The organism is Spirochaetota bacterium (assembly GCA_004297825.1).
In the GTDB taxonomy this organism is placed as follows: domain Bacteria; phylum Spirochaetota; class UBA4802; order UBA4802; family UBA5368; genus FW300-bin19.
In genome coordinates this window covers 23,867-33,262 of the sequence record SCSX01000021.1, presented here as the reverse complement: position 1 = coordinate 33,262, position 9,396 = coordinate 23,867, and the positions used below count along the sequence as shown (strand labels likewise).

6 protein-coding genes are annotated in these 9,396 nt (G+C 63.4%); 4 read left to right on the top strand and 2 right to left on the bottom strand.

Annotated features, from left to right (window positions below; all coding sequences use genetic code 11):
- Positions 1–349: 349 nt before the first annotated feature.
- Together cooS and cdhC are read left to right on the top strand one after the other, a co-directional pair.
- Positions 350–2,299 carry an anaerobic carbon-monoxide dehydrogenase catalytic subunit gene (gene cooS, locus EPN93_04750; GenBank protein ID TAL38523.1) on the top strand — a complete coding sequence of 650 codons (1,950 nt, stop codon included), beginning with the start codon at positions 350–352 and terminating at the stop codon, positions 2,297–2,299.
- A complete protein-coding gene (gene cdhC, locus EPN93_04745) occupies positions 2,292–5,834 on the top strand; it encodes a CO dehydrogenase/CO-methylating acetyl-CoA synthase complex subunit beta (GenBank protein TAL38522.1) in 3,543 nt (1,180 codons plus the stop codon). Before cooS ends, cdhC begins: the two co-directional genes overlap by 8 nt.
- A 22-nt stretch (positions 5,835–5,856) precedes the next feature.
- Here cdhC and EPN93_04740 read toward each other — a convergent pair whose 3' ends face one another.
- Together EPN93_04740 and EPN93_04735 are read right to left on the bottom strand one after the other, a co-directional pair.
- Positions 5,857–6,201, bottom strand: a complete 345-nt coding sequence (locus tag EPN93_04740; GenBank protein ID TAL38524.1) for a MarR family transcriptional regulator — start codon at positions 6,199–6,201, stop codon at positions 5,857–5,859.
- Between the two features lie 202 nt (positions 6,202–6,403).
- Complete coding sequence (locus EPN93_04735; protein TAL38521.1) at positions 6,404–6,841, bottom strand: PaaI family thioesterase; 438 nt, start codon at positions 6,839–6,841, stop codon at positions 6,404–6,406.
- 127 nt (positions 6,842–6,968) lie between these two features.
- On the opposite strand from EPN93_04735, the gene EPN93_04730 reads away from it, so the two are divergent.
- Complete coding sequence (locus EPN93_04730) at positions 6,969–8,711, top strand: diguanylate cyclase (protein TAL38520.1); 1,743 nt, start codon at positions 6,969–6,971, stop codon at positions 8,709–8,711.
- Between the two features lie 45 nt (positions 8,712–8,756).
- Entirely contained in the window at positions 8,757–9,371 is a 615-nt protein-coding gene (locus tag EPN93_04725) for a hypothetical protein (protein ID TAL38519.1), read from the top strand.
- Positions 9,372–9,396: the final 25 nt, after the last annotated feature.

The following is a 9,396-nucleotide window of genomic DNA, read 5'->3' as shown; positions in this document are numbered from 1 at the left end:
ATCTTAAAGAAGATGTCGTTTTTCATGTTGATACTTGTTCGCAGCATTCCGTATCCCCCGGGATAATGTGGAGAGTATGAAATGAATACGAAGGAGGGGCGGAAAATCGGAACATTTTCATGGATCTACAATGCTAACCCCCCCCGGACTTTGATTCTCGCTTCCGTGAATTCCCTGTGCCGCAAAACGCGAAATTTAACTGAACCCTAATTCACCAAAAATAATTGCAGGCGCCGAATTTCGTTTGAAATAATAGCGCCGGTGTAGTTTAGCGGTACACTTACCTGACAATGCCCGCGTTTCGGGCTTCGCCGATACTCACGGGACATAAGTACGAGGAGACCCCCTGATGGACAACCATGCGCGCACACCCGAGGAGCGGGCCACCGACCGCGCCTCGATCGAGATACTGGGCAAGGCCGAGCGCGACTGCGTGGAGACGAGCTTCGTCCGCATGGACCGGCAGGCCGTGCAGTGCAAGTTCGGGACCTCCGGCGTGTGCTGCCGCGTCTGCCACATGGGGCCCTGCCGCATCACGCCCAAGACCCCCCGCGGCGTGTGCGGCGCCGATGCCGACACCGTCGTCGCGCGTAACTTTTTAAGGGAGGTCGCCTCCGGGACGGCCGCGCACTCGGACCACGGGAGGCACCTGGTGTTGCTGCTCCGCGACATCGCGCTGGGCAAGGGCGGGAGTTACGAGATCAAGGACGAGAAGGCGCTCCGCGTCGCGGCGCGCGCCTACGGCGTCGAGGAGGCGGGGCTCTCCGCCATGAAGGTGGCGCTCGAGCTCGCGGAGACCTTCCTTGCGGAGTTCACCGCGCAGGAAGAAAAGCTCGCCACCCTGAGGCTCGCGCCCGTTAAGCGGCAGGGCGTGTGGGAGCGTGTGGGCGTGGAGCCCGCCGGCATCGACCGCATGGTGGTGGAAAGCCTGCACCGCACCCACATGGGCGTGGACCACGATTTCCGGAACATCCTCACACACGCCTTCCGCACCGCCCTCGCCGACGGCTGGGGCGGCTCGCGCATCGCGAGCATCGTTGGGGACATCCTGTTCGGCACGCCCTCGCCGGTGAAGAGCACCGCGAACCTCGGGGTGCTGGGCGAGGACACGGTGAACGTGGTGGTGCACGGCCACGAGCCCGCGCTCTCGGAGATGCTCGCGCTCGCCTCCATGGATACGGAGGTTAAGGAGTACGCGCGCATGGCGGGGGCGAACGGCATCACCCTCGCGGGGATATGCTGCACGGCGAACGAGATCCTCATGCGCCACGGCATCCCCATCGCGGGGAACTTTCTGCAGCAGGAGCTCGCGATCATCACGGGAGCGGTCGAGATGATGATCATCGACGTGCAGTGCTGCATGCCTTCGCTGCCCGAGGTGGCCGCGGCGTACCACACCCGGATCGTGTCGACGAGTGACATCGCGCGCACGGTGGGCGCGACCCACGAGAGCTTTTCGCGCGAACACGCGATGGAGGGCGCAAAGAAGCTCCTCTACGGCGCGATCGACAATTTCCGAAACCGCGATCCACACAAGGTCTGCATACCGAAGCATTCCCAGCCGCTCGTTGCGGGATTCAGCGTCCCGGCGATCAAGTACATGCTGGGCGGGAGCTTCCGCGCCTCGTTCCGGCCGCTCAACGACGCCGTGATCCAGGGGCGCATCAGGGGCATCGCTGGCATCGTGGGCTGCAACAATCCCAAGACGCGGCTGGACGAGTACATCAACGTGCTCACGAGGGAGCTCCTGAAAAACGACGTGCTCATTCTGAAAACGGGCTGTGCCGCCATCGCCTCCGCGAAGGCCGGAATGCTCACGCCCGAGGCGGCGCTCGAGGCCGCGGGGAAGGGTCTGCGCGAGGTGTGCGAGGCGGTGGGCATGCCGCCGGTCCTCCACATGGGAAGCTGTGTCGACAACTCGCGCCTCCTCGAGGCCGCGACCGAGGTCGTGCGCGAGGGGGGCCTGGGCGAGGACCTCTCGGATGTCCCGGTCGTGGGCGTCGCGCCGGAATGGATGAGCGAGAAGGCGATCGCGATCGGCTGCTATTTCGTTGCCTCCGGGATTGACGTGGTCCTGGGGAACCCCTTCTACACGGGCGGTTCGGCGAACGTGGACGGGTACCTCCTGGGCGGCGCCCGGGAGACCTACGGCGCCTCCTTCCACCTGCACACCGACCCCCTGGAGGCCGCCGCCGCGATACTCCGGATCATTGACGAACGCAGGACGAGGCTCGGCATCAACAGGAAACAGGAGCGGCGGCTTATGGATATGAAGGACAGGAGGGAGCAGAATGTCTAAGCTGATATGCGCGAGCGCCATAGACGGCGCCGTCGAGTGGGTCGCCCGCGCCGAACAGATGCTCGACCGGGCCATGGCGGAGAAGGGGGAGGGGGCCGATACGGGATTCCCCGACACCGCGTACTACCTGCCCGTCATATACTCCTTTACCGGTGAGAAGATGGAAACCGTCGCCGACCTCAGGCGCCTCCTTCGTTATGCGAAATCTCTTCTGCCCGCGCGCCCCGCGGAGCACGTGTGGCTGCCCTACCTGGGCAATACCCTTGACGCCGGGGTCGCGGCGCTCTTCGCCTGCGAGATCATCGAGGCGTGCAAGTATCTTGCGGGACCGTCCCCCGTGAACGGCATATGGCTGGGCGCGGCGAACGACATCATCATGCGCGAGCGCGGGATCGAGTTCGTGGACGGCACCGCGCCGGGATTCGCGGCGATTACCGGGGCCGCGCCTACGAACGCGATCGCGGTCCGGATCGCGCGCGAGCTCCAGGAGAAAAACCTCTACGTGTTCATGGCCGGTTCCACGAACGGGAAGCAGTTCGCGGAACAGCTGCACGAGGAGGGGGTGCAGCTTGGCTGGGAAACCAGGCTCGTTCCCTTCGGGCCCGACGTATCGGCGCTCATCTACGCGCTGGGCTTCGCGAACCGCGCGGCCCTCTCGTTCGGCGGGGTGAAGCCGGGGGATTTCCGTGCGAATTTACGCTACAACAAGGACCGCATCTTCGCCTTCGTGCTCGCGATGGGCGAGGTCGATTCCGCGAAGTACGCCGCCGCCGCGGGGGCGCTCAACTACGGCTTCCCCGTCATCGCCGACACCGACATCCCGCAGATACTCCCGTCCGGGATCACGACCTACGAGCACGTCGTGTCGAACGTGCCGCCCGAAACCATGGTGGAAAAGGCGCTCGAGGTGAGGGGATGCAAGATCAGGATCACGAAGGTGCCCATCCCCGTCCCCTACGGCGCCGCCTTCGAGGGCGAGCGCATCCGCAAGCAGGACACGCACGTCGAGTTTGGCGGGAACATCACGACGGCCTTCGAGTTCGTGACAACCGTGGGGCTGGAGGATATCAACGACGGGGAGATCGAGATTGTCGGAAAGGACGTGGATGACATTGAGCCGGGGAGCGCGCTGCCGCTGGCGATCTGGGTCGAGGTGGCGGGCCGCAAGATGCAGCCGGACTTCGAGTCCATCCTCGAGCGCCAGATACACCACTTGGTCAACGGCGCGGAGGGCATCTGGCACATGGGCCAGCGCGATATCGTATGGACGCGCATTTCTAAAAACGGCTTCGGGAAGGGACTGCGCCTTAAAGATTACGGCGAGATACTCCACGCCAAATTCCTCGCGAACTACCCGGCGATCGTCGACAAGGTGAAGGTCACCCTCTTCACCGACGCGGCCGAGGTGGAGCGCCGCATAGCCGTTGCGCGCAAGATTTACCAGGAGCGCAACCGCAGGCTCGAATCCATGACCGACGAATCGGTGGACACCTTCTACTCATGCCTGCTCTGCCAGTCGTTCGCGCCCAACCACGTGTGTGTGATCACGCCGGAGCGCCTGGGGCTGTGCGGCGCGTACAACTGGCTGGACGGCAAGGCCGCCCACGAGATCGACGAGACGGGTCCCAACCAGCCCGTGCGCAAGGGCGAGTGCATGGACCCGGTGCGCGGCGTGTGGTCCGGCGTGAACGAGTACGTGTACGCGAATTCGCACAAGTCCGTGGAAAGTTTCTGCCTCTATTCCATCATGGAGCGCCCCATGACGAGCTGCGGCTGCTTCGAGGTGATACTCGCCTATCTCCCGGAGGCGAACGGCGTCATGGCCGTGAACCGGGAATACACCGGGGAGACGCCCGTGGGCATGAGCTTTTCCACGCTCGCCGGGAACGTGGGCGGCGGCGCCCAGACCCCCGGCTTCATGGGATGCGGCAAGGTCTTCCTCACCTCGCGCAAGTTCCTCTACGCCGAGGGTGGCCACAGGCGCCTGGTCTGGATGACGAAGGAACTCAAGGAGCTCCTCGCGGACGACCTCAACCGGCGCTTCGGGGAGCAGGGCGCCCCCGGTCTTCTCGACATGATTGCGGACGAGTCGATCGCGATCGAGGCACGCGAGGTGCGCGCCTTCATGGAAAAGGCCGGGCACCCGGCGCTCTCCATGGAGGACATGGCGAATGTCGCGGAAGGAGGGGATCCTTCCCCGGCGCAGGCGGCGCCTGCCCCGTCCGGAAAGCAGGCGCTCCGTGAAATTCCAGCGGCGCCGGAAAGCGTCGTGGAGGCGCCCCAGGCTTCGGGACCCGCGATCCCAGGCACGCTGGACATTGCCGCACTTAAAGAAGAAATCATGAGCCAGGTACGCGCGGAGATAAAGGAATCGCTCACGCGCGAAATAGTGACCGATATTATCGGCGTCCTTTCGGGGAAATTTCTTGATGGGGCGGAGCTCGTGCGGCATCGCGGCGCCACCGGGCATACGGGGACGGGGAAGGCGCGCGATGCGCATACGCCGCAGAAAGCTCCCGCCGTGAAACCCGCGGCGCCCCGGGCGGCCGAGCGAATCGGCGCCATAAAATCCTTCGCCGTAAGAAAGGACCGCGTCGAGATTCCCGTCCACGCGATAACCCTGGGCGCGACCAGGGCGGAAGGGGGAACACGCGGAAGGACGCTCACCATAGGCGGGGCGCCGTCCATGCCTTTTCATGGATGGGAGGGGAGCGCGCCGCACCGGCCGCTCGTCGCGATGGAGGTCTTCGACCGCGTGAGCGAAAAGTATCCGCCCGTGCTCAGGGCCATGTGGGGCGGCCTGCTCGCCAGGCCTGCGGAGATGGCGCGCGCGTGCGTGGAAAAATACGGCGCCGACGTCATCAGCGTGCGCCTGGACGGAACGCACCCCGAGCGGGGAAACCGCGCGGCGGCCGATTCGCTCGCGTTCGTAAAGGAGGTGCTCGCCGCCGTCGACGTGCCGCTCATCGTCACGGGCCACAACCATTACGAGAAAAACAACGAGGTGATGAAGGAGATCGCGCGTGGATGCGCGGGGGAAAATTTATTGCTGAACTGGGTGGAGCAGGACAACTACCGGACCATCGCCGGGGCGGCGCTCGCGTACGGCCATACCCTGGTCGCGCAAAGCCCCATCGACGTGAACATCGCGAAACAGCTCTGCATACTGCTGGGCAACATGGGCATTCCCGCGAACCGCATCGTGATAGATCCCATGACGGGGGCGATGGGCTACGGGATCGAGTATACCTATTCCGTGATGGAGCGCATTCGGCTCACGGGGCTGGGCGGGGACGCGGCGCTCGCCGCGCCCATGATCGTGTCTCCGGGACAGGAGTGCGCGAAGATCAAGGAGTTGCGCGCGTCCGGCGCGGACTTCCCCGAGTGGGGAGAGCTCGAAAAGCGCGCGGCCGTGTGGGAGCTTTCAACCGCGACGGCGCTCCTCTACGCGGGCGCGGATATTCTCATCATGTACAACCCGGAATCGGCTGCGGCGCTCAGAAGGACGATCGACGGCCTGGTCGAGGCGCGGTAAGCCGGCGTACCGCGTACGCCGGTCAGGCCTCCAGGTTGGCGATCGCCCGCTCCAGGAATTTCTTCCCGGCGGCCAGTTCCGACTGCGGCATACCCTGGAAAACCATTTCGAGCGCGCGGTCCAGCGCGGCAATGACGCCGGACTGCGCCGCGCTTCCCGCCTCCGTGAGGCTCACCACCTGCGACCTCCGGTCGTGGGGATCGGGGGCGCGCAGGACCAGGCCGTCGCGCTCCATGCGATCCACGAGGCCCGTCATGCTCGAAGGCTCCAGCCCGGTCATCCTTCCCAGTTCGCTTATCCTGATGCCGTCCTCGTGTCCCAGCCTGCTCACCGTGCCATCGGTCCTTTCGGCGTACCACAGGCGCATGAGCACACCAAGATACGCCGGCTTCACCGCGCTTATACCCGCGCGCGCGAACTCCGCCTTGACCGCGGCAGTGGCCAGGAGCGAGAGCCGATACAGCATGCCGTAGGGGCACGCCGACGGATCATCGATGGATACATATTTCATCGCACACCGTCCCCGAAATGACTGATAGTTTTCCCCCCGGCGGATCGCTCCCGGCGGGTCATGCAGTATACCCTACCCGCTCGTCGAGCGCTATCCTGCTTTTCACGAATATCCCGTTGCCCCTCCCGATCTCTTTTCCGTCCTCGTCGTACAGCACCGATTCGGCGATGAACTGGGAATTCCCGCGAGAAACCACCTTACCCGCGGCCCTGATCTCGCCGGAGGTGACGGGCCGCGTGAGATAGGTCGTGAAGCTTGCCGTGAGCACGAACACGTCTTCGACGAGGGAGTTCACCGCGAAGAAGGCCGCGTTGTCGAGCGCCAGGAAATATATGGAGCCGTGCAGCGCGTGTGCGGCGTGGAAAAATTCTTCCCTCACGGGGATGGTGATTTCGGCGGTGCCGTCTCCTATGAGCGCCCGCGCCCGCGTGAGCTTGACGATGGGGGCCGAATGCATCAGGTTTTCGAGTTTCCGGTAATGATCCTGAGACGGCATAGGCAACCTTCCATTGAAATAATATTACGTATACAAAAATTACTCATACGTAGTAATAGTGTCAAGTGCTTTTTCCATTCGCGCATGAATGCGGACTGCTTGACTTTTCAAGCGTTTCATGAAATAGATGAGACAGGAATACCACGAAAGGGAAGCGCCCGGGAGGCGCTTTTATAAAAAGTACGGTATCCGGGCACACTACAAAGAAAATGCGGAATATTCTCACATCATGGTAAGCACGAGGGGCATATATATACTTTTTTGCGTGCTCTCACTGGGTGTCTCGCTTTCACTTGCCTGGTATTGCATCGGCAGGCGCAGGGAGCCGGGCGCCCTTTGTTACGGGGCCGTATCCCTGTTCCAGGCGCTCTGGATCACGGGAACGCTCCTCGACCTGCTCGCGACGACTATCCAGCACAAGCTTTCCTGGGACCTTTTACAGTACGCGGGCGGGGCAGGGTGGGCGGTGTTCCTGTGGCATTTCGCCGCGGTCACCGCGAGCGCCCGCATAAAGCCTCCCCGGCCCCTTTCCCTGCTCATCGCGCTCCCCGCGATCGCCGGCATTCTGTTCATGGCAACCGATCCCTTCCACGGCCTTGCGCGGATCGACCCCCGGCTGGAATCCCGGGAGGGCGGCCTTTTCCTGATTTACGAATTTTCCCCCCTGGCCATCATTGCCGCCGCGTGCGTGCTGCTCGTCCTCCTGCACGCCCTTCTCATTCTCCTGCGGGCCTTCATTCGCATGCACCACCTGTATCGCCGGCAGGTCGGATTCGTCATAGCGGGGCACGCGATTCCGCTGCTGGGCGCGGCCGTCACGCTGGCCGCGCTGTGCGATTTCCCGCTCAGGGACATTTCCCCGTTCACCATAACAACGGGAGGCCTGCTCGCCGCGTGGGGCCTGGTCCGCTACCGGCACTTCGATACCATTCCCATGGCCAGGGACCTGCTCATTGAGACGATGGACGACGCGGTAATCGTGCTCGACGATAACGCGCGTGTGCTGGACTATAACAAGGCCGCGTCCGATATATGCGCGGCGAACGGCGGACTCATGATCGGGGCGGACGTCGGGACTATGTGTCCCGGGATGAGTGAAGCCCTCCCCGCCGATCTCGCCCCGGGGGGGATTCGACGAGATGTCGTGCTCGAAACGCCCCGGGGCCCCGCGCACTTTGAAATGAAATCATGGGACCTCTCGCCCTCCGGTAACGTCGTGCAGGGCCGCCTTCTCGTGCTCAGGGACATTTCGGAAAGGAAAAACATGGAGCTGGAGCTCAGGAAGTCGCACGACCTGCTCCTCGCGCGTCTTGACCGGGCAAAGGCCCTCCAGGAAAAACTGGAGGAGATGGCCATGCGGGACCCCCTTACCGGGCTGTTCAACCGCTATTTCCTCGACGAGGTGTTCGCGAAGGAGCTTGTACGCGCGGAGCGCTCGAACGAAACGGTCGGGTGCATTCTCCTTGACATCGATTTCTTCAAGATCGTCAATGACGAGTACGGGCACCAGACGGGGGACCTCATCCTTAAAGCGCTGGGCGACATCATGCGCGAATTTACGAGGAAAAGCGACATCACCTGCCGCTACGGGGGCGAGGAGTTCCTGATAATAATGCCCGGCGCGCGGGAGGAAATCGTCCTCGATCGCGCCGAGGCGGTGCGCTCCCATTTCGCCGCGGTGCGCAGCCGGAGCGGGGGGCATAGTATCAAGGCGACACTCTCGGGCGGGATATCGATGTACCCGCGTCACGCATCGGACCATACCGCGCTCATACGCATCGCCGACAAGGCCCTCTACCGCGCGAAGCGGGCGGGAAGGAACGTAGTACTGATCGCGGAGGATTCCGAGATTTCCGCGGACCAGGGATGATGAACGGGCGGATCCGGGCCCGATAATCAAGTCGAAGGAGAAGTTATGTACAAGAATGCCATTGCCTCGTTGTTCGCGATCCTCCTGGCCGTTCTCACCCCCAGCTCTCCCGCGCGTGCGGGACTCACCATCGAACCCTTCGCCGGGCTTTCCGGAACGAGCTTCGCGATCTTCATGCTCGACGTGCTCCTGGACGCGGATGGGGAGATCGCGAAGGAAGCGGGCGACAGCGGGCTCATTACGGGCGAGCTGGGACTGACCGTTGAGGCCGGGAGCGAAGCGGGCGGGATCCGGTTCGAGGGTCTCGTTGGCTACTACAAGTACCGCGTCTTTGATCCGCCGGCGACGGCATATTACATGTTCATGGCAGGCGTGGAGCCGTATATCGGCCTGGGCGGCCTGTACCTGGGCGCGGGCGGGGGGCTGTTCAAGGGGGCCATGTGGACCGAGGTTCTCGGGGAGGCGGAAGCGAGCAACCGCTACCACGGCGGCTGGGCGGCATGGGGAACCGTGGGGGGCATCGCCGGGGGATTCGATTTATCGGCGCGGGTGCGCTATCACCGCTTTACCTCCATAGAGGGTGTTCGGCCGCGGGACTCCGAATTCCACGACGACTGGGTCGTGGTGATTCGTGCCGGTATCCCGTTAAATCTTTTCTAAACCACCGGATATCGTTTGAGCGCGT